Source organism: Ancylobacter sp. 3268 (assembly GCF_031456575.1).
Taxonomy (GTDB): Bacteria; Pseudomonadota; Alphaproteobacteria; order Rhizobiales; family Xanthobacteraceae; genus Ancylobacter.
Genome location: NZ_JAVDUX010000010.1, coordinates 78,555 through 102,261 on the forward strand (window position 1 = coordinate 78,555; position 23,707 = coordinate 102,261).

General features: G+C 66.0%; 22 protein-coding genes. 2 read left to right on the top strand and 20 right to left on the bottom strand.

All coding sequences use genetic code 11. From position 1 onward, the window contains the following. Nucleotides 1-2 precede the first annotated feature (2 nt). The 16 genes from nuoN to J2X65_RS15215 form a co-directional block, all read right to left on the bottom strand. Nucleotides 3-1,433: an NADH-quinone oxidoreductase subunit NuoN gene (gene nuoN, locus J2X65_RS15140; protein ID WP_310202442.1), complete on the bottom strand. Its 1,431-nt coding sequence runs from the start codon at nt 1,431-1,433 to the stop codon at nt 3-5. 45 nt (nt 1,434-1,478) lie between these two features. Further along, complete coding sequence (locus J2X65_RS15145) at nt 1,479-2,996, bottom strand: NADH-quinone oxidoreductase subunit M (protein ID WP_310202444.1); 1,518 nt, start codon at nt 2,994-2,996, stop codon at nt 1,479-1,481. Then, the gene (nuoL, locus tag J2X65_RS15150; protein ID WP_310202446.1) at nt 2,996-4,924 is read right to left on the bottom strand and encodes an NADH-quinone oxidoreductase subunit L; all 1,929 of its coding nucleotides are present in this window, start codon (nt 4,922-4,924) and stop codon (nt 2,996-2,998) included. The genes J2X65_RS15145 and nuoL overlap by 1 nt, the downstream gene beginning before the upstream one ends. A gap of 13 nt (nt 4,925-4,937) precedes the next feature. Then, nucleotides 4,938-5,246, bottom strand: coding sequence for an NADH-quinone oxidoreductase subunit NuoK (gene nuoK / locus J2X65_RS15155; protein ID WP_213363408.1), 309 nt, complete (start codon nt 5,244-5,246; stop codon nt 4,938-4,940). A gap of 3 nt (nt 5,247-5,249) precedes the next feature. Further along, nucleotides 5,250-5,855: an NADH-quinone oxidoreductase subunit J gene (locus tag J2X65_RS15160; protein ID WP_310202449.1), complete on the bottom strand. Its 606-nt coding sequence runs from the start codon at nt 5,853-5,855 to the stop codon at nt 5,250-5,252. A gap of 92 nt (nt 5,856-5,947) precedes the next feature. After that, nucleotides 5,948-6,436, bottom strand: a complete 489-nt coding sequence (nuoI, locus tag J2X65_RS15165; RefSeq protein WP_013166662.1) for an NADH-quinone oxidoreductase subunit NuoI — start codon at nt 6,434-6,436, stop codon at nt 5,948-5,950. Between the two features lie 10 nt (nt 6,437-6,446). Further along, nucleotides 6,447-6,710 (bottom strand): hypothetical protein, encoded by a 264-nt coding sequence (locus J2X65_RS15170; protein ID WP_310202451.1) that lies wholly within the window; start codon nt 6,708-6,710, stop codon nt 6,447-6,449. Between the two features lies 1 nt (nt 6,711). After that, nucleotides 6,712-7,758: an NADH-quinone oxidoreductase subunit NuoH gene (gene nuoH / locus J2X65_RS15175; protein ID WP_310202453.1), complete on the bottom strand. Its 1,047-nt coding sequence runs from the start codon at nt 7,756-7,758 to the stop codon at nt 6,712-6,714. Between the two features lie 12 nt (nt 7,759-7,770). Next, nucleotides 7,771-9,849, bottom strand: coding sequence for an NADH-quinone oxidoreductase subunit NuoG (gene nuoG / locus J2X65_RS15180; protein ID WP_310202455.1), 2,079 nt, complete (start codon nt 9,847-9,849; stop codon nt 7,771-7,773). After that, a complete protein-coding gene (locus tag J2X65_RS15185; protein ID WP_310202457.1) occupies nt 9,849-10,154 on the bottom strand; it encodes a pentapeptide repeat-containing protein in 306 nt (101 codons plus the stop codon). The genes nuoG and J2X65_RS15185 overlap by 1 nt, the downstream gene beginning before the upstream one ends. 5 nt (nt 10,155-10,159) lie before the next feature. Further along, entirely contained in the window at nt 10,160-11,461 is a 1,302-nt protein-coding gene (nuoF, locus tag J2X65_RS15190) for an NADH-quinone oxidoreductase subunit NuoF (RefSeq protein WP_310202460.1), read from the bottom strand. Nucleotides 11,462-11,471: 10 nt separating this feature from the next. Next, complete coding sequence (nuoE, locus tag J2X65_RS15195) at nt 11,472-12,338, bottom strand: NADH-quinone oxidoreductase subunit NuoE (RefSeq protein ID WP_310202462.1); 867 nt, start codon at nt 12,336-12,338, stop codon at nt 11,472-11,474. A gap of 38 nt (nt 12,339-12,376) precedes the next feature. Next, complete coding sequence (locus J2X65_RS15200) at nt 12,377-13,594, bottom strand: NADH-quinone oxidoreductase subunit D (protein ID WP_310202464.1); 1,218 nt, start codon at nt 13,592-13,594, stop codon at nt 12,377-12,379. A gap of 17 nt (nt 13,595-13,611) precedes the next feature. After that, nucleotides 13,612-14,226 (bottom strand): NADH-quinone oxidoreductase subunit C, encoded by a 615-nt coding sequence (locus J2X65_RS15205; RefSeq protein WP_310202466.1) that lies wholly within the window; start codon nt 14,224-14,226, stop codon nt 13,612-13,614. Nucleotides 14,227-14,269: 43 nt separating this feature from the next. Then, nucleotides 14,270-14,851 (bottom strand): NADH-quinone oxidoreductase subunit B family protein, encoded by a 582-nt coding sequence (locus tag J2X65_RS15210; protein ID WP_310202468.1) that lies wholly within the window; start codon nt 14,849-14,851, stop codon nt 14,270-14,272. Then, nucleotides 14,842-15,207 carry an NADH-quinone oxidoreductase subunit A gene (locus J2X65_RS15215; RefSeq protein WP_213363398.1) on the bottom strand — a complete coding sequence of 122 codons (366 nt, stop codon included), beginning with the start codon at nt 15,205-15,207 and terminating at the stop codon, nt 14,842-14,844. The genes J2X65_RS15210 and J2X65_RS15215 overlap by 10 nt, the downstream gene beginning before the upstream one ends. Before the next feature lie 410 nt (nt 15,208-15,617). Between J2X65_RS15215 and J2X65_RS15220 the strand changes: the two genes are divergently transcribed. After that, on the top strand, nt 15,618-17,243 hold the full coding sequence (locus J2X65_RS15220; RefSeq protein WP_310202471.1) for a GMC family oxidoreductase N-terminal domain-containing protein: 1,626 nt from the start codon (nt 15,618-15,620) through the stop codon (nt 17,241-17,243). A 3-nt stretch (nt 17,244-17,246) separates the two neighbouring features. Here J2X65_RS15220 and mepA read toward each other — a convergent pair whose 3' ends face one another. Then, nucleotides 17,247-18,173: a penicillin-insensitive murein endopeptidase gene (gene mepA, locus J2X65_RS15225; protein ID WP_310202473.1), complete on the bottom strand. Its 927-nt coding sequence runs from the start codon at nt 18,171-18,173 to the stop codon at nt 17,247-17,249. Between the two features lie 13 nt (nt 18,174-18,186). Beyond that, entirely contained in the window at nt 18,187-19,224 is a 1,038-nt protein-coding gene (locus tag J2X65_RS15230; RefSeq protein ID WP_310202475.1) for a L,D-transpeptidase, read from the bottom strand. Between the two features lie 287 nt (nt 19,225-19,511). Here J2X65_RS15230 and J2X65_RS15235 point away from each other — a divergent pair, with 287 nt between their 5' ends. Then, entirely contained in the window at nt 19,512-21,020 is a 1,509-nt protein-coding gene (locus J2X65_RS15235; RefSeq protein ID WP_310202477.1) for an acetyl-CoA hydrolase/transferase family protein, read from the top strand. Nucleotides 21,021-21,081: 61 nt separating this feature from the next. Here the strand turns inward: J2X65_RS15235 and rhmD are convergent, their stop codons facing one another. Together rhmD and J2X65_RS15245 are read right to left on the bottom strand one after the other, a co-directional pair. Beyond that, nucleotides 21,082-22,269 (bottom strand): L-rhamnonate dehydratase, encoded by a 1,188-nt coding sequence (gene rhmD / locus J2X65_RS15240; protein WP_310202479.1) that lies wholly within the window; start codon nt 22,267-22,269, stop codon nt 21,082-21,084. Between the two features lie 70 nt (nt 22,270-22,339). Further along, entirely contained in the window at nt 22,340-23,659 is a 1,320-nt protein-coding gene (locus J2X65_RS15245) for an MFS transporter (protein ID WP_310202481.1), read from the bottom strand. Nucleotides 23,660-23,707 lie beyond the last annotated feature (48 nt).

The following is a 23,707-nucleotide window of genomic DNA, read 5'->3' on the forward strand; positions in this document are numbered from 1 at the left end:
GCTCAGAAGAGCGCCCTCGCCGCGACCCCCGCGGCCGCGAGCAGCGGCGCGGGATAGACGAAGAGCAGCAGGGTGAACAGGCCGGACACCGCCAGCACTGCCTTCAACTCGGCCGGCATCGGTTCGAACGGCGTCGCGGGTTCGTCAAAATACATCACCTTGACGATGCGCAGATAGTAGAAGGCACCCACTACGCTCGCCAGCACGCCGACCACGGCGAGGGTATAGAGCCCGGCCTGGATCGCGGCGAGGAACACGTAGTACTTGGCGAGAAAGCCCGCGAGCGGCGGGATGCCGGCCAGCGAGAACATCAGCGCCGCCAGCATGAACGCCTTTACCGGGCTGGTGCGGGCGAGGCCGGCGAGGTCTTCGTAATTCTCGACCATGCCGTCCTTGCGGCGCATGGAGAGGATGCAGGCGAAAGTGCCGAGCGTCATCGCCATGTAGACGGTCATATAGACCAGCACACCGCGAACGCCTTCCTCGGTGCCGGCGGCGAGGCCGACCAGCGCGTAGCCCATATGCCCGATCGAGGAATAGGCCATCAGGCGCTTGAGGTTCTTCTGGCCGATGGCGGCGAAGGCGCCGAGCACCATCGAGGCCAGCGAGATGAAGACGACGATCTGCTGCCACTGATGCACGACGTTCGGCAGCGCCTCCATGGTGAAGCGCACGAACACGGCGATGGCCGCCACCTTGGGCGCGGCGCCGAAGAAGGCGGTCACCGGGGTCGGCGCGCCTTCATAGACGTCCGGCGTCCACATGTGGAACGGCACCGCCGACACTTTGAAGGCCAGGCCGGCGAACATGAACACGATGCCGAAGATGAGGCCGAGCGACGGCTCATGCACGGCTTCGGCGATCTTCGCGAAGTTCACCGAGCCGGTGAAGCCGTAGATCAGCGAGGCGCCGTAAAGCAGCATGCCGGACGACAAGGCGCCGAGCACGAAATACTTCAGGCCGGCTTCGGTGGAACGCACAGAATCCCGGTTGTTGGCGGCGATGACGTAGAGCGACAGGCTCATCAGCTCGAGGCCCATATAAAGGGCGATGAGGTCGCCGGCCGAGATCAGCATCATCATGCCGAGGGTGGCGAGCAGAATGAGCACCGCAAATTCGAAACGGCTCTGCTTCTCGATCTTCAGCCAGTCCACCGACATGGCGAGCGCGCCGCCGGAGCCGAGCAGGGTCAGCACCTTGAGGAACCGGCCATAGGCATCGACCTGGAACGAGCCGCCGAACAGCACCGCCGGCTCGGCGGGGCCGACCAGCACCAGCACCAGCGCGGCGAACAGCGTGGCGAGCGCCAGGCCGTTCACCGTGTCGACCGACTTCGGCCCGGCGATGGCGCCGAACAGCACCAGGAACAGCGCGGCGAGCGCCAGCAGGATCTCGGGCAGCGCGGGGCCGAGCGCGGCAAGGGAGAAGGTCATCGGGCAGGCTCCGCGAGCATCATGGGTCGGTTCAAGGCAGCCCCCTCAGTACAGCGCCAGAGCGGCGGCGGCCTTGACGGCGCCGGCGGCGACGTCGGCGCGGGAAACGATCGCCGCCACGGCGACGTTGCACGCATCGAGGATCGGCCCCGGCCAGACGCCGAACAGGATGGTGAAGAACAGCAGGGGCACCAGCGAGGCCAGTTCGCGACGGTTCACATCGAGAATGTCCTTCAGGCTCTCCTTCTCCAGCGGCCCGAAGATCACGCGCCGATAAAGCCAGAGCGCGTAGGCGGCGGAGAAGATGACGCCGGTGGCGGCGAAGAACGCCACCCAGCTGTTGCGGCCGAACGCCGCCAGCATGGTGAGGAACTCGCCGATGAAGCCGGACGTGCCGGGCAGGCCGACATTGGCCATGGTGAACACCATGAAGAAGGTCGCGTAGACCGGCATGCGGTGCACCAGCCCGCCATAGGCGGCGATCTCGCGGGTGTGCATGCGGTCATAGACCACGCCGACGCACAGGAACAGCGCGCCCGAGACGAAACCATGGCTCACCATCTGGAACACCGCGCCCTGGATACCCTCCTGGGTCATGGTGAAGATGCCCATGGTGACGAAGCCCATATGCGCCACCGAGGAGTAGGCGATGAGCTTCTTGATGTCCTCCTGCATCAGCGCGACCAGCGAGGTGTAGATGATCGCCACCACGGAGAGCGTGTAGACCAGCGGCGCGAAATACAGCGACGCGTCGGGGAACATCGGCAGGCTGAAGCGCAGGAAGCCGTAGCCGCCCATCTTCAGGAGGATGCCCGCCAGGATGACCGAGCCGGCGGTCGGCGCTTCCACATGGGCGTCCGGCAGCCAGGTGTGCACCGGCCACATCGGCATCTTCACCGCGAAGGAGGCGAAGAAGGCCAGCCATAGCCAGGTCTGCATGGCCGGCGGGAAGCCATGGGTCAGCAGCACCCGGATGTCGGTGGTGCCGGCCTGCCAGTACATCGCCATGATGGCGAGCATCATCAGCACCGAACCGGCGAGCGTGTAGAGGAAGAACTTGAAGGTGGCGTAGATGCGCCGCTTGCCGCCCCAGATGCCGATGATGAGGAACATCGGGATCAGGCCGCCTTCGAAGAAGATGTAGAACTGCAGCAGGTCCAGCGCCGAGAACGTGCCGATCATCAGCGTCTCAAGCACCAGGAAGCAGATCATGTACTCCTTGACGCGGACATGGATCGATTCCCAGCTCGCCAGGATGCACATCGGCATCAACAGCGTGGTCAGCAGCACGAACGGCATCGAAATGCCGTCGAGGCCCATGCGATAGGCGGCGATGTCGCCCAGCCAGGCCCGGTTCTCCTGGAACTGGAAGTCGGTATTCGACGGATCGAAGCCGATCAGCAGCAGCAGCGAGATCAGGAAGGTGACAAGGGTCGCCCACAGCGCGACCCAGCGGGCATTGCGCTGGGCGACCTCGTCGTCGCCGCGGATCATCAACACGATCAGCAGCGCGCCGACGACCGGGAGGAAGGTGACGACCGAAAGAATGGGCCAGTCGTACATCAGTGCGCCCCCCCGAACATGAACCAGGTGATCAGGGCGGCGACACCGACCAGCATCACGAACGCATAGTGATAGAGATAGCCGGTCTGCAGCCGCACGACGCGGTTGGTGACGTCGATCACCCGGGCGGAGATGCCGTTGGGACCCCAGCCGTCGATGACGCGGCCGTCACCCTGCTTCCACAGGAAGCGGCCGAGCCACATGGTCGGGCGCACGAACAGGAAGTCGTACAGTTCGTCGAAGTACCACTTGTTGAGCAGGAAGCGGTACAGCACGTCGTTGCGCCGGGCGAGCGCCCTCGGCACTGCCGGACTGGCGACGTACATCCAGTAGGCCACTACGAAGCCGAGTACCATCATCACCGTCGGCGACCACTTGGCCCAGGCCGGGATGTGGTGGATCTCCTCGAGGATCTTGTTGTCGGGTCCCATGAAGATGGCCTCGCGGAAGAAGTGCTCCACGTCGTGCCCGACGAAGTACGGGTAGAGGATCATGCCGGCGAACAGGGCGCCGAGGGACAGCACACCGAGCGGGATCAGCATGGTGAGCGGCGATTCATGCGCGTGCTCATAGTGATGGTGATCGTGCGGATGCCCGTGGAAGGTCATGAACATCTGCCGCCAGGTGTAGAACGAGGTCAGCGCCGCCGCCGCCACCGTCATCACGAACGCATAGGTCGAGAAGGGGCTGTGGCTCATGAACGCGGTCTCGATGATCGCGTCCTTCGAGAAGTAGCCCGCGGTGAAGGGGAAGCCGGTCAGCGCCAGGCCGCCGATCAGCATGGTGGCGTAGGTGAAGGGGATCTTCCGCCACAGGCCGCCCATGTGCCGCATGTCCTGCTCGTGGTGCATCGCATGGATGACCGAGCCGGCCGCGAGGAACAGCAGCGCCTTGAAGAAGCCATGGGTGAACAGGTGGAACACGCCGACCGAGTAGGCGCCGGCGCCGAGCGCGGTGAACATGTAGCCCAGCTGCGAGCAGGTCGAATAGGCGATGACCCGCTTGATATCGTTCTGCACGCAGCCGACGGTCGCCGCGAACATCGCCGTCGAGGCGCCGACGAACATCACCACGTTGAGCGCCACCGGCGACAGCTCGAACAGCGGCGACAGGCGCGCAACCATGAACACGCCGGCTGTCACCATGGTCGCCGCGTGAATGAGCGCCGACACCGGGGTCGGGCCCTCCATCGCGTCCGGCAGCCAGGTGTGCAGGCCGAGCTGGGCCGACTTGCCCATGGCGCCGATGAACAGCAGCAGGCAGATGATGGTCGGGGCATGCCAGTCGATGCCGATGAAATGGATCGTCTTGTCCATCAGCGACGGCGCGGCCGCGAAGACCTGCTCGAAACCGACCGAACCGGTCATCATGAACACGGCGAAAATGCCGAGCGCGAAGCCGAAATCGCCGACGCGGTTGACGATGAAGGCTTTCATCGCCGCGGCGCAGGCCGAAGGCTTGTCGTACCAGAAGCCGATCAGCAGGTAGGAGGCGAGACCGACGCCCTCCCAGCCGAAGAACAGCTGCACCAGGTTGTCGCTGGTCACCAGCATCAGCATGGCGAAGGTAAACAGCGACAGATAGGCGAAGAAGCGCGGCCGGCTCGGATCCTCGTGCATGTACCCCATGGAGTACAGGTGCACGAGCGACGACACCGTCGTCACCAGGACCAGCATAACCGCCGTCAGGGTGTCGACGCGCAGCGCCCACTTCACGTCCAGCGCGCCAGAGGCGATCCAGGTGAAGATCTCGACCGTGCCGCCGCCGTCGCCGAACGCGGTCTGGAAGAACACAATCCACGCGAACAACGCCGAGATGAACAGCAGTCCGGTCGTGATGAGCTCGGAGGCGCGTGCGCCGATGGCGCGGCCGAACAGCCCCGCGATCAGGAAGCCCGCGAGCGGGAGGAAGACGATCGCCTGATACATGACCGGGTCTCCCTCAACCCTTCATCGTGTTGATGTCTTCGACGGCGATCGAACCGCGATTGCGGAAGAACACCACGAGAATGGCGAGGCCGATGGCCGCCTCGGCGGCCGCGACGGTGAGCACGAACAGCGCGAAGATCTGTCCGGTGATGTTGCCGAGGAATACCGAGAAGGCGACGAAATTGATATTCACCGCCAGCAGGATGAGCTCGATCGACATCAGGATGACGATGACGTTCTTCCGGTTGAGGAAGATGCCGAGCGTGCCGAGCGTGAACAGGATCGCTGCCACGGTCAGGTAGTGCGAGAGACCGATGACCATGGCTCAGAGCCCCTTGCCCGACGGCACCTTGACGATGTCCATCGCCATCTCCTTGGTGCGCGCGTTCTGCACCGGAATGCTCTGGCGCTTGACGTTCGGTTTATGGCGCAGCGTCAGCACGATGGCGCCGATCATCGCCACCAGCAGGATCATCGCCGCCGCCTGGAAGAAATAGACATAGTCGGTGTAGAGCACCCGGCCGATCTGCACCGCGTTGGTCACATCCGACGGCGCGGCCGCCACCGCACCGGTCACGCCCTGGCCGAAGGTCCAGGAGCCGAACACCAGCACCAGCTCGGCGAGGAAAACCAGGCCGATCAGCACGCCCACCGGCAGATATTGCAGGAAGCCCTGGCGCAGTTCGACGAAGTCGACGTCGAGCATCATCACCACGAACAGGAACAGCACCGCCACCGCGCCGACATAGACGACCACCAGCAGCATGGCGAGGTATTCGGCGCCGATCAGGATGAACAGCCCCGCCGCATTGACGAAGGTGAGGATGAGGAACAGCACCGAGTGCACGGGATTGCGCGAGGCGATGACCATGAAGGCCGAGGCCACCGCCACACCGGCGAAAAGATAGAAGAACAGCGCGGCAAGGCTCATGCCCGGCACTCCCTGAAGTTTTCAGCCGTGCAACCGGCCGCCGCGCGAACGCCCATTCCCGTCACGTCGATCACCCGTCTCTTTCCCCGCGCTCAACGATAGGGCGCATCGAGCGCCATGTTGCGCGCGATCTCGCGTTCCCAGCGGTCGCCGTTCGCGAGCAGCTTGGCCTTGTCGTAATAGAGTTCTTCGCGCGTCTCGGTGGCGAACTCGAAGTTCGGTCCCTCGACGATGGCATCCACCGGGCAGGCTTCCTGGCAGAAGCCGCAATAGATGCATTTCACCATGTCGATGTCGTAACGCGTGGTACGGCGCGTACCGTCGTTGCGGCGCGGACCGGCCTCGATGGTGATGGCCTGCGCCGGGCAGATCGCCTCGCACAGCTTGCAGGCAATGCAGCGTTCCTCGCCGTTCGGATAGCGACGCAGCGCGTGTTCGCCGCGGAAGCGCGGGCTGACCGGCCCCTTTTCGAAGGGGTAGTTCAGCGTCGCCTTCGGCTTGAAGAAATAGCGCATCGCCAGGAAGAACGCCGAGACGAACTCGGTGAGCAGCAGCTGGCGCGCCGCCAGATCCAATCTCATGTCGCTCTCCTCACTCAGCCATCGCCGCGGCGAGCCCGAAGCCCAGCAGCGGCATCGAGACGGCGAATACCCGGATCACCGTCTTCCACCAGGAAATCACGCCCTCAAGCTGGTCTTTGTTCAGCTTTCGGGCCTCGCGCGAACCGCGGATCGATGTTTCCATCAGCCGCGGCAGTAGAAACCATTCGACGGTGCCGATCGCCAACCCGACCAGCGCTCCCATCCAGGCGACGGCGGAGGCTTCGAAAAGCCCGGCCAGCGTCCCCTCGCTCATGTCAGCCTCCAGCTCCCGGCGCCAGGCCGGTGAAATGCAGCACCGACGCCACCAGCACCACCATCGCCAGCGAGATCGGCAGGAACACCTTCCAGCCCAGGCGCATCAGCTGATCGTAGCGGTAGCGGGGAACCATGGCCTTGACCATGGCGAACATGAAGAAGACCAGCAGGACCTTGAGCAGGAACCACACGATCCCCGGCACCCAAGTGAAGGGCGCGATCGGGAAGGGCGGCAGCCACCCGCCCATGAACAGGATCGTGGTCAGCGCGCACATGGTCATGATCGCCACGTACTCACCCAGCATGAACATCATGTAGGGTGTCGAACCGTATTCCACCATGAAGCCGGCGACGAGTTCGGATTCCGCTTCGCCGAGATCGAAAGGCGGGCGGTTGGTCTCGGCCAGCGCCGAGATGAAGAAGATCACGAACATCGGGAACAGCGGCAGCCAGTACCAGCCGAACATGCCGAGCGCACCGTTCTGCGCCTCGACGATCGCCGACAGGTTCAGCGAGCCGGCGCACATCAGCACGGTGACGATGACGAAGCCGATCGAGACCTCGTAGGACACCATCTGCGCCGCCGCGCGCAGCGCCGACAGGAACGGGTATTTCGAGTTCGAGGCCCAGCCGCCCATGATCACGCCGTACACGCCGAGCGACGAGATGGCAAAGATGTAGAGCACGCCGACATTGATGTCGGCGACCACCCAGCCGGCGTCGATCGGCACCACCGCCCAGGCGGCCAGCGCCAGCAGGCAGGTGACGAACGGCGCCAGCAGGAACACGCCCTTGTTCGAGCCGTCGGGAACCACCGGCTCCTTCAGCACGAACTTGAGCAGGTCGGCGAAGGATTGGAACAGGCCAAAGGGGCCGACCACATTGGGGCCGCGGCGCAATTGCACCGCCGCCCAGATCTTGCGGTCGGCCAGCAGCACATAGGCGACGATGATCAGCAGGCCGACCAGCAGCCCGAGGCTCTGGGCGACGACGATCAGGACGTGGATGAGGGTATCGAACCAGGTGGTGGTCACGGTCTCGGTCATGCTCCCCTCCCCTTACTCGGCCGCCGCCGCGAGGCGGTCATGCGCGAGCGCGGAGCATTCCGCCATCACGGCGGAGGCGCGGGCTATCGGATTGGTGAGATAGAACGCGGTCACGGCGGCGTGGAACGGCGCGCTCGCCGTATCGCCTCCCCGAGCCGCGAGGTCGATCACCGCCTGCGCATCGGCCGCCTCGACATGATCGACGCGGGCGAGGTGCGGATGCGTCGCATAGAGCGCCGCGCGCAGCTGACCGAGGCTGTCGAAGGGCAGCCTCCTGCCGAGCACGTCCGAGAGCGCCCGCAGTATCGCCCATTCCTCGCGCGCCTCGCCGGGCGGGAACGCCGCGCGGTTGGCGACCTGAACCCGTCCCTCGGTGTTCACATAGGTGCCGGACTTCTCGGTATAGGCCGCTCCCGGCAGGATGACGTCGGCGCGATGGGCGCCGCGGTCGCCATGGGTGCCGATATAGACCACGAAGGCGCCCGGAGCGATGTCGATCTCGTCGGCGCCGAGCGCGAACAGCACGTCGACCCCGCCCGGATTGGTCATAGCGACGGCATCGAGACCGCCCTCGCCCGGCACGGCGCCGACATCGAGCGCGCCGACGCGCGACGCGGCGGTGTGCAGCACCGAGAAGCCGTTCCAGCCTTCCTTCACCGCACCGACCGACACCGCCAGCCGCGCGGCCAGCGCCAGCACCGCTGCGCCGTCCGGCCGCGAAAGGGCTCCCTGGCCGATCAGGATCAGCGGGTGCTTGGCGTTCTTGAGCGTCTCGGCAAAGGTGCCGCTGCCGACCAGGTCGGCGAGCGTATCGGTGCCGGCACCGAGATAGTCATAGCCATAAGTGAGGTCGACCGCCTCGCCGATCATCCCGATCGGGAAATTGCCGTGCAGCCACCGCTTGCGGATACGGGCATTGAGCACCGATGCCTCGAGGCGCGGATTGGCGCCGACGATCAGCAGCGCGTCGGCATTCTCAATGCCGGCAATGCTGGCGTTGAACAGGTAGGAGGCGCGGCCGAGCGCCGGATCGAGCTTCGCCCCGTCCTGCCGGCAGTCGATGTTCGCGGAACCGAGCGCGGCGAGCAACTGCTTGAGCGCGAACACTTCCTCGACGGAGGACAGATCGCCGACCAGGCCGCCGATGCGGTTGCCCGGCACGCCCTTCACCTTGGCAGCGATGGCGGCGAAGGCCTCAGGCCAGCTGGCCGGACGCAGCTTGCCGCCGACGCGCACATAGGGGCGGTCGAGGCGCTGGGTCTTGAGGCCGTCCCAGATGTAGCGGGTCTTGTCGGAGATCCACTCTTCGTTCACGTCCTCATTGAGACGCGGCAGGATACGCATCACCTCGCGGCCGCGGGTGTCGACGCGGATATTGGAGCCGACCGCGTCCATCACGTCGATGGATTCGGTCTTCACCAGCTCCCACGGGCGGGCATGATAGGCATAGGGTCGCTGGGTCAGCGCGCCGACCGGGCACAGGTCGACGACATTGCCCTGCAGCTCGGAGGAGAGCGCCGCCTCGAGATAGGTGGTGATCTCCATGTCCTCGCCACGGCCGATGGCGCCGAGCTCGGCGACGCCGGCGACCTCGGTGGTGAAGCGGACGCAGCGCGTGCACTGGATGCAGCGCGTCATCGACGTCTTCACCAGCGGGCCGATATATTTGTCCTCGACCGCCCGCTTGTTCTCGGCATAGCGGGAGGTATCCACGCCATAGGCCATGGCCTGGTCCTGCAGGTCGCACTCGCCGCCCTGGTCGCAGATCGGGCAATCCAGCGGGTGGTTGATGAGCAGGAACTCCATCACCCCTTCGCGGGCCTTCTTGACCATCGGCGACTTGGTCATCACCACCGGCGGCTCGCCATTCGGGCCGGGACGCAGATCGCGCACGCTCATGGCGCAGCTGGCCTGCGGCTTGGGCGGACCGCCCTTCACCTCGACGAGGCACATGCGGCAATTGCCGGCGATCGACAGCCGCTCATGGAAGCAGAAGCGCGGAATTTCGGCCCCCGCCGCCTCGCATGCCTGAAGCAGCGTGTACTCGGCGGGAACTTCGACCTCAATGTCGTCGACGATGAGCTTGGCCATCACTTCGCCTCATGCGCTGCGCGATAGGCCGCGAGCATATCCGTCACGAGAATTCCATCGATCCGCATGCCGTCGAGACGGCACTCCGAGATCGACACGCCAACCAGGTCAGCACGCGCGATGCGCGCGCCAGACACATTCGCGCATTCCAGCGTGAGACCCGAGAAATTGACGTTGTTCACCGACCAGCCCGACATGTTCACGTCATCGAAGCGGGATCCGGCCAGATTGACGTTGACGAACATCGATCCGGAGAGATTGACGTCGTTCGCATCGATCAATTCGACGGTTTTGCGAAGTTCCATCGCGCTCACTCCGCTGCCACCGGCACCGGATCCGAATGCGGGTTCGCCGAATACTGGTCGATCCGCTTCTCGATCTCGGGACGGAAATGCCGGATCAGACCCTGCACCGGCCATGCCGCGGCGTCGCCCAGCGCGCAGATGGTGTGGCCCTCGATCTGGGTGGTGACCTGCAGCAGCAGGTCGATCTCGCGCTTCTGCGCCCGGCCCTCCGCCATGCGGTCCATCACCCGCCACATCCAGCCGGTGCCCTCGCGGCAGGGCGTGCACTGGCCGCAGCTCTCGTGCCGGAAGAAGTAGGAGATGCGGGCGATGGCGCGGATGATGTCGGTCTGCTTGTCCATCACCAGCACGCCGGCGGTGCCGAACGACGACTTCACGGCGCGGCAGCCGTCGAAATCCATGATCAGCTCGGCGCAGTCCGCTGCCGGGATCACCGGGCAGGAGGCGCCGCCGGGGATGATGGCGAGCAGGTTGTCCCAGCCGCCGCGCACGCCGCCGCCATGCTTCTCGATCAATTCCTTGAACGGAATGCTCATCGCCTCTTCGACGATGCAGGGCGTGTTCACATGGCCGGAAATGCCGAACAGCTTGGTGCCGACATTGTTGGCGCGGCCGATGCCGGAGAACCAGGCCGGGCCGCGGCGCAGGATGGTCGGCGCCACCGCGATGGATTCGACGTTGTTCACCGTGGTCGGGCAGCCATAGAGGCCGACATTCGCCGGGAAAGGCGGCTTCAGCCGCGGCTGACCCTTCTTGCCTTCGAGGCTTTCGATGAGCGCGGTTTCCTCGCCGCAGATATAGGCGCCGGCGCCATGGTGGACGACGATGTCGAAGTCCCAGCCATGCACATTGTCCTTGCCGATCAGCCGGGCCTCATAGGCCTGGTCGACCGCCGCCTGCAACCGCTCCCGCTCCAGGATGAACTCGCCGCGCACATAGATGTAGGCCGCATGCGCACCCATGGCGAAGCCGGCGATCAGGCAGCCTTCGACCAGATGATGCGGATCGTGGCGCAGGATCTCGCGATCCTTGCAGGTGCCAGGCTCGGATTCGTCGGCGTTCACCACGAGATAATGCGGGCGCCCGTCCGACTGCTTGGGCATGAACGACCATTTGAGGCCGGTGGGGAAGCCCGCCCCGCCGCGGCCGCGCAGGCCGGAGGCCTTCATCTGGTCGATAATCCAGTCGCGCCCGGCCTCGATGATGGTCTTGGTGCCGTCCCAGGAGCCGCGCTTCAACGCGCCCTGAAGGCCCCAGTCCTGGTAGCCGTAGATGTTGGTGAAGATGCGATCCTTGTCGGCCAGCATGGTTCGCTCCTCAGTTGCCCTTCTCGCCGGCGGGCGGCGGCGCCACGGGCTTGGACGGCTTCTCGCTGTCGGCATTGCCGGCGGCCTTCACCGCCTCGGCGACCGGCGGCTTGGCCGGGGCGGGATCGCTCTTCGGCGGCGCCGGCGGGGCCGCGGCGGCGGCGGGTTCCGCCGGCTTGGGCGCCGCGGCGGCCGCCTGGCGGGCCGCGATCGCCTCGCGGGCAGCGGCAAGGCCGACACCGGTGCCGACCATCGAGCCGTCATACAGCTCCGGCGAGGTCAGCACACGCAAGCCGGTGACCGGCTCGGAGCTCTTGCGGCCGTTCTGCGGGCCAATGGCCGGCTTTTCCCCGCGCGCAAAGGCATCGATGATGCCTTCGAGGATCTCCGGGGTGAGGTCCTCGAACACCTTGTCGACCACCTGCACCATGGGCGCGTTCACGCAGGCGCCGGCGCATTCCACCTCTTCCCAGGAGAGCGTGCCGCTCTCGTTGAGATGGAAGGGCTCGGCGTGGATCTTGTTCTTGCAGACCTTCATCAGTTCGCCGGCGCCCTTCAGCATGCAGGGCGTGGTGCCGCAGACCTGGATATGCGCGTTGCGGCCGACCGGGAGCAGCTGGAACTGCGTATAGAAGGTGGCGACCTCGTAGACGCGGATAGGCGCCATGCCCAGCATGTCGCCGACATAGCGCATCGCCGGCTCCGACACCCAGCCGCCCGCCTGTTCCTGCGCGCGCATGAGCAGCGGAATCACCGCGCTGGCCTGCCGGCCAGCCGGATATTTGGCGATGGTCTTTTCCGCCCAAGCCAGATTCTCCGCCGTGAAGGCGAAGCTCTCGGGCTGCAACTCCTTGGGCGCAAGCCTACGGACCGACATGCCGTACCCTTCCGATCGAACCGCCTCGCCTCAACGGCTCAGCGGTCCACTTCCCCGAAAACGATGTCCAGCGACCCGAGGATCGCCGAGACGTCCGCGAGCATGTAGCCGCGGCACATGAAATCCATCGATTGAAGATGGGCGAAACCCGGCGCGCGTATCTTGCAGCGATAGGGCTTGTTGGTGCCGTCAGACACCAGATAGACGCCGAACTCGCCCTTGGGCGCTTCCACCGCGGCGTAGACTTCGCCGGCGGGAACATGGAAGCCTTCGGTGTAGAGCTTGAAGTGATGGATGAGCGCTTCCATCGAGCGCTTCATCTCGCCGCGCTTGGGGGCGACGATCTTGTTGTCGACCGCGGAGACCGGACCGGTCTCCTTGAGAAGACGCTGGCAGCACTGGCGCATGATATAGGCCGACTGCCGCATCTCCTCCATGCGAATACAGTAGCGATCGTAATTGTCGCAGTTCTTGCCGACCGGAATGTCGAATTCCAGCTCGTCATAGCACTCATAGGGTTGCGCCTTGCGCAGGTCCCAGGCGGCGCCCGAGCCGCGCACCATCACCCCGGAGAATCCCCAGGCGAAGGCGTCCTCCAGCGACACGATGCCGATGTCGACGTTGCGCTGCTTGAAGATGCGGTTGTCGGTGAGCAGCCCCTCGAGGTCGTCGCAGACCTTCAGGAACGGCTCGATCCAGTCGAGGATGTCCTGCACCAGCTGACGCGGCAGATCCTGGTGGACGCCGCCAGGACGGAAATAGGCGGCGTGCATCCGACTTCCCGAGGCGCGCTCGTAGAACACCATCAGCTTCTCGCGCTCCTCGAAACCCCACAGCGGCGGGGTGAGCGCGCCGACGTCCATCGCCTGCGTCGTCACATTGAGCATGTGCGAGAGGATGCGGCCGATCTCGGAATAGAGCACGCGGATCAACTGGCCGCGCTTGGGCACCTCCACCCCGAGCAGGCGCTCGATGGCGAGGCAGTAGGCGTGCTCCTGGTTCATCGGCGCGACATAGTCGAGCCGGTCGAAATAGGGCATCGCCTGAGTGAAGGTCTTCGTCTCGATCAGCTTCTCGGTGCCGCGGTGCAGCAGGCCGATATGCGGATCGACGCGCTCGACGATCTCGCCGTCGAGTTCCAGCACCAGGCGCAGCACGCCGTGCGCCGCCGGATGCTGCGGGCCGAAATTGATCTGGAAGTTACGGACGTTGGGGTCCGTGGTCGTGGTGGAGGCAGGGCTGACAGCGGCGTTCATGGTCGTCTCACTCCGCCTCAACCGGCCTTGGGGGCAGCAGCCTTCTCGTCGCCCGGGAGGACGTAGTCCGGCCCCTCCCACGGCGACAGGAAGTCGAAATTGCGGAACTCCTGCGCCAGCTTCACCGGCTCGTAGACGACGCGCTTGCGCTCGTCGTCGTAGCGAACCTCGACGAAGCCGGTGGTCGGGAAGTCCTTGCGCAGCGGATAGCCGTCGAAGCCGTAATCGGTGAGCAGGCGCCGCAGCTCCGGATGGCCGGAGAACAGGATGCCGTACATGTCATAGGCCTCGCGCTCGAACCACAGCGCACCGGCGAACACGCCGGTGGCCGAAGGCACCGGCGTCGCCTCGTCGGTTTCGGCCTTGACCCGGATGCGGGCATTAAGCGTCGGCGACAACAGGTGGTAGACGACGTCGAAGCGCTTTTCGCGCTTCGGCCAGTCGACGCCGCAGATGTCGATGAAGCTGACGAACCGGCAGGACGGATCGTCACGCAGGAAGGTCAGCACCTTCACCACCTCGGCGGCCGGCACCACCACGGTGAGCTCGCCATAGGCGACGACGATCTCGTCGATCGCATCCGGCATCGCCTCGGCGATGTGCGCCCCAAGCTCTCTCAGCGTCTCGTCCATGTCTTACCCGTCTTGCCCGCTTCTGCGCCTGGCGTTCGGTTCGTCAGCGTTCGATGGTGCCGGTACGGCGAATCTTCTTCTGCAGCAGCAGCACGCCATACAGCAGCGCTTCCGCCGTCGGCGGGCATCCCGGAACGTAGATGTCCACCGGCACGATGCGGTCGCAGCCGCGCACCACCGAATAGGAATAGTGATAGTAGCCGCCACCATTGGCGCAGCTGCCCATGGAGATGACGTAGCGCGGCTCCGGCATCTGGTCGTAGACCTTGCGCAGGGCCGGGGCCATCTTGTTGGTCAGCGTGCCGGCGACGATCATCACGTCCGATTGGCGCGGCGAGGCGCGCGGCGCGAAGCCGAACCGCTCCACATCGTAGCGCGGCATCGAGACCTGCATCATCTCGACCGCGCAGCAGGCGAGACCGAACGTCATCCACATCAGCGAGCCGGTGCGCGCCCAGTTGATGAGATCGTCGGTGGCGGTGACGAGAAAGCCCTTGTCGGCCAGCTCGTTGTTCACCTCGACGAAGAACGGATCGGTAGCCCCCACCGGCCGGCCGGTGTTCGGGTCGATGATTCCCTTGGCCGCCGGAGCGACGAGCGGGGCGTTCACGGCGCTCAATCCCATTCGAGCGCTCCCTTCTTCCATTCGTAGACAAAGCCGATCGTCAGCACGGCCAGGAAAATCATCATCGACCAGAAGCCGAAATTGCCGAGTTCACCGAAGGTGATGGCCCACGGGAACAGGAAGGCGACCTCGAGATCGAAGATGATGAACAGGATCGAGACGAGGTAGAATCGGACGTCGAACTTCATGCGCGCGTCGTCGAACGCATTGAAGCCACATTCATAGGCCGACATCTTCTCCGGATCGGGCCGGGAGAAGGCGACCAGGAAGGGGGCGACCAGCAGGGCCAGCCCGATGACGGCCGACACCCCGATGAAAATGACGACCGGCAGGTAATCCTGCAGCAGGCTGCTCATGGGCCGCATCCTCCCCCGGTGCGTGGGCGCCGTCCGGCGCGCAACCTCAGTTGCGAAATATTCAAAGCACAGGGCAGGCTTATCGCACCGCCCCAGAGAGGGCAAGGGCATCAATAAGCCTTGCACCGCTCCTGGCATACAAAATTCACAAGCGACCCAACGTTCCCAACAGGTTACGCCGCATTGCGGCATCCTCTTGGCCTATTGGGACAATATCGCGACATTAGACTTTCGTCTCCTGTCACGTGGAGATGATCGCAACGATGCACTTCCGCGGCATGCCGCCTGCCTCTACGGCACCCCAGCACCTCCCGCCCATGCCGACCTCGACAGTGGCGATCCGCTGCGGAATGGGTCAGAAATCGGCCATGGTCGCCGGCTCTCCGGCGGCAAACATGCGCAGGTGGATCATGGCCGACGACACGTCCGGCGACGAGCAATACGACTACATCATCGTCGGTGCCGGCTCGGCCGGCTGCGTGCTCGCCAATCGGCTCTCCGCCGATCCGGGCAGCCGGGTCCTGCTGCTGGAAGCCGGCGGCAGCGACGACTGGGTCTGGTTCCACATCCCGGTCGGCTACCTCTTCGCCATCGGCAATCCGCGTGCCGACTGGATGTTCCGCACCGAGGCCGAGCCGGGTTTGAACGGCCGCGCCCTCGCCTATCCGCGCGGCAAGGTGATCGGCGGCTGCTCGGCCATAAACGCCATGATCTACATGCGTGGCCAGGCCGGCGACTATGACGGCTGGCGCCAGCTGGGGCTGTCCGGCTGGGGCTGGGACGACGTGCTGCCGATCTTCAAGAGCCATGAGGACCATTATCGCGGCGGCAACGCGTTCCATGGCAGCGGCGGCGAGTGGCGCGTCGAATATCCCCGCCTCACCTGGCCGCTGCTCGACAGGGTGCGCGAGGCCGCGGCGCAGGACGGCATCGCCCCGATCGACGACTACAACACCGGCGACAATGAAGGTTCGGCCTATTTCCAGGTGAACCAGAAGCGCGGCCGGCGCTGGAGCGCCGCGCGCGGGTTCCTCAAGCCCGTTTTGAACCGGCCGAACCTCACCCTGCGCACCGGTTGCCTGACCGAGCGTGTGATTCTCGACCGGCACCGCGCCGTCGGCGTCGCCTACCGGCAGGACGGCATCGCCCGCACCGCCCGTGCCCGCGGCGAGGTCATCCTCTCGGCCGGCGCCATCGGCTCGCCTCAAATCCTCATGCTGTCCGGTATCGGTCCCGGAGCGGAGCTCGCCCGGCACGGCATCAACGTCGCGCTCGACCGGCCGGGCATCGGCGGCAACCTTCAGGATCATCTGCAGTTGCGGCTGATCTACAAGGTGCACGGCGCGAACACGCTCAACGAGCGCTACCACTCCCTGTGGGGCAAGGCATCGATGGCGCTCGACTACGCCCTGTTCCGGCGCGGGCCGCTTACCATGGCGCCCTCGCAGCTCGGCCTGTTCACCCGCTCGCGGCCGGAGAAGGAGCGCGCCGATCTCGAATTCCACGTGCAGCCTCTGTCGCTCGGCACGTTCGGCGAGCCGCTGCACCGCTTTCCGGCGTTCACCATGAGCGTGTGCAACCTGCGCCCGGCGAGCCGCGGCGAGGTGCGGCTCGCCAGCGCCGACCCGGCGGCGGCGCCGGTGATTCGTCCCAATTATCTGGCGACCGAGGAGGACCGGCAGGTGGCCGTCGACAGCCTCCGCGTCGCCCGCCGCATCGTCGCCCGCCCGGCGCTGGCGCCGTTCCGCCCGGAGGAGTTCCTGCCCGGTCCGCTTGTCGGCGATGATGAGGACAACCTGCTGCGTGCCGCCGGCGACATCGGCACCACCATTTTCCACCCGGTCGGCACCGCCCGGATGGGCCTGCCCAGCGACCCGTGGGCGGTGGTCGACGAGCGGCTGCGGCTGTTCGGCATCGAGGGCCTCAGGGTGGTGGACGCCTCGGTGATGCCGACCATCGTCTCCGGCAACACCGCCTCTCCCACCATGATGATCGCCGAAAAGGCGGCGGCGATGATCCGCGCCGACGGGCGATAGACGTCAGGGCGCCTTCAGCACCGCCGCGCAGGCCGGCGGCAGCTGGGCCAGCGTCAATGGCGGGGCCGGTTTCGGCGGCACCTTCGGCGGCTTGGGATGCAGCACGCCCTCGGAGAACCACCAGTCGAGCTTGTCGCAGCCGTCACCCGCCACAACCGGCTCCTGCGGCCGGCAGTCGGGGCTCCCGGTCGGGCAGGAGATGCGGACATGCATGTGGTAGTCGTGCCCCCAATAGGGCCGCACCTTCTGCAGCCAGGCGCGGTCGCCCGAACGGTCGGCTTTCGCGTCGCGGCAGAGCGCCTTCTTGATCGCCGCGTTCACCAGCACGCGTTCCACCCGTTCGTCCTGCGCCGCGGTGCGGATGATGGCGACATGCGCCGGCGTCCACACCTTGGCATCGACGTCGAGCCGGTCCGGCCGCACGATCATCGTCGCCGATACCTCCTCGCGCTCCTTGGCGGTGAACACCTTCTTCGGCATCGGCGTCAGCCAGATGTCGGCATCGAGGCCGATCTGGTGCGAGGCATGTCCGGTCGCCATCGGCCCGCCGCGCGGCTGCGCCATGTCGCCGACCAGCAGGCCCGGCCAGCCGACCTTCGGCGCCTGCGCCGCCAGTTGCTCGAGGAACGCCACGAGGTCGGGATGCCCCCAGTTGCGGTTGCGCGACAGCCGCATCGCCTGCCAGGTCGGCCCATTGATCGGCAGCGCCTCGCCGCCCGCCAGGCAGCCGCGCGAATAGAAGCCGATGCCCCGTGGCGCGAGGTCGGCCGGTTCCTTCACCGCCCCGAACAGCAGTTTTGCCGGCGTGGCGCTGCCGGCGGCGGGCTTGGTCAGGCTGGCCGGTGGGGTATCCTCCTGTGCCCGCAGCACCGCGGAACCACCGATCAGCGCGAGGCCGGCCAGGATGAGCGCGGCGAAACGACGACGCATGTTCGCCTCCCCGTCAGCTCATCGCCTGCGAGAGCACCACGAAGTCCTTGTCGGTCCGCGTCGAGGCATCCGCCGGCAGGTCGGTGACGAACAGCGTCGAGCCCGGCACCAGCAATTGCGCCAGCTGCTGGTTGGCCTGCGGCGCCACGGTGATGCGGTCGATAGCCCCGGCCGCCTTGCCCTGGCCGGTGCCGTTGCCCTCGAAGCCGATCGCCGTCCAGGCGACCTCGCCATCAACCTTCTTCAGCACATAGACGACATTGCCGAGCGGCACGCTTGGATCGCGGATCGTCACGGCGGCGGTCAGCGCCACCGCGCCGTTCTTGAGGACGGTGAGCGTCTTGTCGGCGCCGCTCACCACCATGGAGACGGCGTTTTCCGCCGCCATCTGCGCGGCGGCCTGCACAGCCGCCGGGCTGTCGTCCTTCGGCGCCTCGGTCTTGATGGCCGTGGTGGCATCGGCCGGCAGCACCAGGCCGGGATGCAGCACGTCCGCCGGCTGGGAATGCGCGTCGGCGATAATCACCGGCGTGCCGAAATGGGTGATGCCGAACAGCAGCTTGGAGAACGCCATCGGCAGGTGCACGCAGCCATGCGAGGAGGGATAGCCCGGCAATCCGCCGGCATGCAACGCCACGCCCGACCAGGTCAGCCGCTCGGCATAGGGCATCGGCGCATCGTCATAGAGCGAGGAATGGTGGTCGATATCCTTCTGCAGGATGGTGAACACCCCCACCGGCGTCTCGTGGCCGGCGCGGCCGGTAGAGCAGGTGGATACGCCGATGCGCACGCCGTTGCGATAGACGTAGCAGCGCTGCTCCGGCAGCGAGACGATGATGGCGACGAAGCCTTCCGGTGCCCGGTCGGGATACCATACATATTGGCCCGGCTTCAGATCGGCGACCGGTGTCAGTTCGCTCACCGCGGCATCGCCCGGATCGGCGCCCTGGGCAAGAAGCGGGCGCGCGTGCAGCGACAGCAGCGCCGCCGAGCCGGCGAGAGCCATGAAATGCCGCCTGTGAAGAAGCATGTGCCGCCAGCCATTCCGCATCTGCGAATCTCCCTTCGCACGGCGGCGAGGATAGCGGCTCGCGCCCTTGGAGGCGAATGGCCGGAATTGTCGAGCCGGTCCACAGGCTTGCCCCACCGCGTGCAGGGGCCGCCGCCGCGCGGCCCCATGCGTCCGCCTCATACCCGGCCGAAGGTCGAACTGGCCGTTCCACCGAGGCCGGATCAAACAGGGGCGCCCGCCTTCGCCTTGTCCGCGTGATCGATCTCCCGAAATCCGCCGCCGGACCCACGGGGGCCCGGCGGAGGATCGAACGGAGGAACGACGCCATGCACGAGGATCGCCTGCGCTATGCGCCACTGACGGAGAAGGTAACCAGCGCGGAAAATGCCGCCCGGCTGATCAGGGACGGCATGACCGTCGGCATGAGCGGCTTCACCCGCGCCGGCGAGGCCAAGGCGGTGCCGATGGCGCTCGCCGAGCGCAGCCGGGCCGAACCGATGAAGATCACCCTGATCACCGGCGCCTCGCTCGGCAACGACCTCGACAAGACCATGGCCGAGGCGCATCTGCTTTCCCGCCGCATCCCCTTCCAGTCCGATCCGGCGCTGCGCCGGGCGATCAATGCCGGCGAGGTGATGTTCGTCGACCAGCATCTGTCCGAGACCGTTGAGATGCTGCGCACCCGCCAGCTCGGGCCGATCGACGTCGCGGTGATCGAGGCGGTGGCGATCACCGAGCAGGGCGGCATCGTGCCAACCACCTCGGTCGGCAATTCCGCCAGCTTCGCCATCCTCGCCGAGAAGGTCATCGTCGAGATCAACCTCTCCCAGCCGGTGACGCTGGAAGGGCTGCACGACATCTACATTCCCACCCACCGGCCGCATCGCGAGCCGATCCCGGTGGTAGCGCCGCAGAGCCGCGTCGGCCTGCCCTTCATCCCGGTTGACCCCGAAAAGATCGCCGCCATCGTCTTCACCGAAAAGCTCGACAGCTCGTCGACCGTGCTGCCGCCGGATGCCGAGACCGCCGCCATTGCCGGCCACCTGACCGAGTTCTTCCTCGACGAGGTGAAGAAGGGCCGGCTGACCAACCGGCTGCAGCCGCTGCAGGCCGGCATCGGCACCATCGCCAATGCCGTGCTGCACGGCTTCATCGAGACGCCGTTCCACAACCTCACCATGTATTCGGAGGTGTTGCAGGATTCGACCTTCGACCTGTTCGACGCCGGCAAGCTCGATTTCGCCTCCGGCTCCTCGATCACCCTCTCGGCGGGGAAATACCGCGACGTGCTGCCGAAGCTGCCGCACTACAAGCCGCGCCTCATCCTGCGCCCCCAGGAGATCAGCAACCACCCGGAAGTGGTGCGCCGGCTCGGCATCATCGGCATCAACACCGCGCTGGAGTTCGACATCTACGGCAACGTCAACTCCACCCATGTCGGCGGCACCCACATGATGAACGGCATCGGCGGCTCGGGCGATTTCGCCCGCAACGGCTACCTGTCGGTGTTCGTCACCAAGTCGATCGCCAGGGAGGGTGCCATCTCCTCGGTGGTGCCGATGGTCTCCCATGTCGACCACAACGAGCACGATGTCGACGTGCTGGTGACCGAGATCGGCCTCGCCGATCTGCGCGGCCTCGCCCCGCGCGAGCGGGCGCGGACGATCCTCGCCAATTGCGTCCACCCCGCCTATCGCGAGCCGCTGGCCGACTATCACCGCCGGGCACTCACCCGCGGCGGCCACACGCCGCATGTCATCGAGGAGGCGCTGTCCTGGCACGCCGCGTTGCGCGAGACCGGCCGCATGCCGGCCTCGGCCGAGCCGACCGCCTGAATGAAAAACGGCCCGCCTCCAGCGCGAGGCGGGCCACAGTCGCGACCGAGGATCGGGTTCCTCAGCCGTTGATATAGGGACGGTGCAGCTTCACCTCGGGGTTGAGCCGCACGCCGAAGCCCGGCTTGTCGAGCACGCTCGCCTTCATCCGGCCATTCACCGGCACCGGCTCGTCGAGCAGCAGCGGCGTGAACATCGGCACCACCTGGTCGGGAACCGGGTGCATCATCAGGAATTCGGCGAAGGGCGAATTCTGCCGGGTGATGACGAAGTGGTAGCTGTAGACCGAGGAGCCATGCGGCACGACCAACGCCGAATGGGCGTCGGCCAGCGCCGAGATCTTGATCAGCTCGGTGACGCCGCCGCACCAGCCGACATCCGGCTGGATGATGTCGCAGCAGCCCATCTCCAGCAGCAGCTTGAAGCCCCAGCGCGTCGCCTCGTGCTCGCCGGTGGTGACCAGCATGCCCTTGGGCACGTTCCTGCGCAGTTCGGCATAGCCCCAGTAGTCGTCCGGCGACAGCGCCTCCTCGATCCACTTCAGCCCGTATTCATGGGCCTTATGGGCGAGCTTGGTCGCGTAGTTGAGGTCGAGGCTCATCCAGCAGTCATACATCAGCCAGAAATCGTCGCCGCAGCGCGAGCGCATCTCGGCGAGCAGCTCGATGTTCTTCCTGAAGCCTTCCTCGCCCTCGGCCGGGACGTGGTGCAGCGGCAGCTTGCCGCCGATGAAGCCCATCTGCTTGGCGAGGTCCGGCCGCGCGCCGGTGGCGTAGAACTGCAATTCGTCGCGCACCGGGCCGCCGAGGAGCGCGTGGACGGGCTCCTTGCGCACCTTGGCGAGCAGATCCCACAGCGCGAGGTCGACGCCGGAGATGGTGTTCAGCACCACGCCCTTGCGGCCGTAATACTGGGTCGCGAAATACATCTGGTCCCAGATCTTCTCGATCTCGGTGACCTGACGGCCGATCAGGAAGCGGGACAGGTGCTTCTCGACGATGAAGGCGCCGATCTCGCCGGCGGTAGTCACCGCGAAGCCGACCGTGCCGTCGGACGCCTCGATCTCCACGACCAGCGTACCCAGCACGTTGATGCCGAAGCTCTGGCGGCTCTGGCGGTATTCCGGATACTTGCCCATCGGCGTGCCGATGTGATCGTCGATCCAGTGCCCCCCGGCCTGATCGTGATAGTCGGCGCCGCCGCCGCGGACGGTGAAGGCCCGGACGGCCTTGATGGTCGGCATGGACATGATGTGTCGAGCTCCCAGTAGAAGGAAGCCGCGGCCGCTTCAGCGACGGCCGCGGTTAGATGAGAAGCACTCAGCGGCTGGTGGCCGCCGCTCCCGAGCGGGCCTCGCGGCCGACGCCGATGGCGGCCAGCGCGAAGACGAGGATGGCGCCGACCAGCGTCGTGCCGGCCAGCAGGTAGAGACCGGCGGACGTCGAGGCGAAGGTGGCCTCGGCCCAGTTCTTGACGTTCGGCGCCACGAAGCCGCCGAGCGAACCCAGCGAGTTGATCAGCGCGATGCCGCCCGCCGCCGCGACGCCGCCGAGATAGCCGGTCGGCAGGGTCCAGAAGATCGGCTGCACCGAGATGAAGCCGGCCGCGGCGAAACACAGCGCGATCATCGACAGCAGCGGCGAGCCCGAGGCCACCGAGGCGGCGATGCCGGCCGCGCAGACGACGAGGATGCCGCCGGCGAACAGGCGCCGCTCGCCGGTCTGGTCGGAAAGGCGCGGCAGGTAATAGGTGGCCAGCATCGCGCAGACCCACGGAATGGCGGTCACGATGCCGACAGTGAGCCCGACATTGGTGCCGAGCAGGCCGGCGACCTGCGTCGGCAGGTAGAACACCACGCCATACACGCTCATCTGGATGATGAAGTAGATCAGCGAGAAATAGAGCACGCGGCCGTTCTTCAGCGCGGCGAGCGTGCCGCGCGGGCCGTGCGACTGCTTTACGTTGTCTTCGGCGTTGAGCGCGTCCTGGAGGACGGTCTTCTCCTGCGCCGTCAGCCACTTGGCATCGGCGGGCTTGTTGTCGAGGTAGAAATAGGCCCAGACGCCGACCACCGAGGCGAGCAGGCCTTCGACCATGAACATCCACTGCCAGCCATGCAGGCCACCGAAGCCGTTGAACTCCAGCAGCAGGCCGGACAGCGGCGAGCCGAAGATGAAGGCCAGCGGGGCGCCGAAATAGAACAGGCCCATGGCCCGGCCGCGCGCGAAGGACGGGAACCAGTAGGTGAGATACAGGATCACGCCGGGGAAGAAGCCGGCCTCGGCGATGCCGAGCAGCACGCGCAGGATGTAGAAGGTGGTCTCGTTATGGGCGAACATCATCGCCGCCGAGATCAGGCCCCAGGTCACCATGATGCGCGCCATCCAGATCTTGGCGCCGACACGGTGCATGATGAGGTTGGAAGGCACCTCGAACAGCGCGTAACCGAGGAAGAAGATCGAGGCGCCGAAGGCGAAGGCCGCGTTGGAGATGCCGGTATCGGCCTGGAAGGCCGCCTTGGCGAAGCCCACATTGGCGCGGTCGAGGAAGGCGAGGATGTACATCAGCAGCAGGAACGGCAGCAGCCGCTTCGTGACCTTGCTGATGGTCGAGAGTAGAGTCGGTGTCTGCGCGACCATGCGGGCGCCCTCCCTTGTTAGATGGACATACGCCGCCATTGCGTCCGG